Source organism: Streptomyces sp. NPDC127197 (genome assembly GCF_042672405.1).
GTDB lineage: Bacteria > Actinomycetota > Actinomycetes > Streptomycetales > Streptomycetaceae > Streptomyces > Streptomyces flavusporus.
On the sequence record NZ_JBHXVG010000145.1, the window covers coordinates 1 to 1,435 of the forward strand.

The window sequence follows — 1,435 nt, forward strand, 5'->3', positions numbered from 1 at the left end:
CACGGTGACCTCTTACCAATCCCGAGCCTCGAGCTCTGGACAAGACCGAGGCCCGTGGGACGCGCTGGTGCTGCGAACGGCTTGTGAGATGTCGGACCGAAGAGTCCTGGAATTAGGGAGCCGCGTGGCCCGCATGCGCTCGTGACCAGCGCAGATGCCAGTGCCGAAGGGGAGGAGCAACTTGATTTACTGCGGGATCGACTGGGCTGAGAAGCATCACGACGTCGCCCTGATCGACGACACCGGACAGCTGCTGGCCAAGCGCCGCATCACCGACGACGCGGCTGGCTACCGGCTGCTGCTGGACCTGCTCGCCGAGTACGGCGACACGGAAGACGACCCGATCCCGATCGCCATCGAAACCAGCCGTGGCCTCCTGGTCGCGGCCCTGCGGCAGGGCAATCGGAAGGTCTTCGCGATCAATCCGATGGCCGCTGCCCGCTACCGCGACCGGCACGGCGTCTCCCGCAAGAAGTCCGACCCTGGCGACGCTCTGGTGCTGGCCAACATCCTGCGCACCGATATGCCCATGCACCGGCCGCTGCCGGCCGACACCGACCTCGCACGCGCCATTGCCGTCCTCGCCCGCGCCCAGCAGGACGCCACCTGGAACCGGCAGCAGATCGCCAACCAGCTCCGCTCGCTGCTACGCGAGTACTACCCCGCCGCCCTGGACGCCTTCGCCAGATGGACCAACGGCCTGTGCCGTCCCGAAGCCCTCGAACTGCTCAAGCTTGCCCCTACCCCGAGCCAGGCCGCCCGGCTCACCCGCGCCCAGCTCCGATCCGCCCTCAAACGAGCCAGCCGCAGCCGCGGCATCGAAGCCGAGGCCGACCGGCTCCGCGAGGTCTTCCGCGGCGACTACGCGAGCCAGCCGCAGCTGGTCGAAGACGCGCTCGGCAAGCAGGTCTTCGCCCTCCTACGGCAGTTGGAAGCCGCCTGCCTCGCTGCTGACGAGCTCGCCGAGGCGGTCGAGGAGTCTTTTCTCCAACACCCGGACGCCAAAGTCATCTTGAGCTTCCCCGGCCTCGGGATGCAGCTCGGCGCCCGGGTGCTGGCCGAGATCGGCGATGACCGCCAGCGGTTCGTCGACGCACGTGGCCTAAAGGCCTACGCAGGTTCCGCCCCCGTCACCCGCGCGTCCGGCAAGAAACACCACGTCGGGCGTCGCATGGTCAAGAACGACCGGCTTAACCATGCCGGCTACCTGTGGGCCTTCTCCGCTCTGCGGTCCTCTCCCGGCGCGGACGCCCACTACCGGCGCCGACGCGAGCAAGGAGACTGGCACGCGGCCGCCCAGCGACACCTGTTCAACCGCATGATCGGCCAGCTTTACCACTGCCTTCAGGCAGACGAACTGTTCGACGAACACATCGCCTTCCCCTCCGAACTGGCCACAGCAGCTTGACGACTTGGCATCGTGAGATGTCTACCT

General features: G+C 67.5%; 1 protein-coding gene. It reads left to right on the plus strand.

What is annotated here, in order from left to right; all coding sequences use genetic code 11:
- The first annotated feature begins 154 nt into the window (after window positions 1-154).
- Entirely contained in the window at window positions 155-1,408 is a 1,254-nt protein-coding gene (locus ACFVJQ_RS46010) for an IS110 family transposase (RefSeq protein WP_385791982.1), read from the plus strand.
- Window positions 1,409-1,435 lie beyond the last annotated feature (27 nt).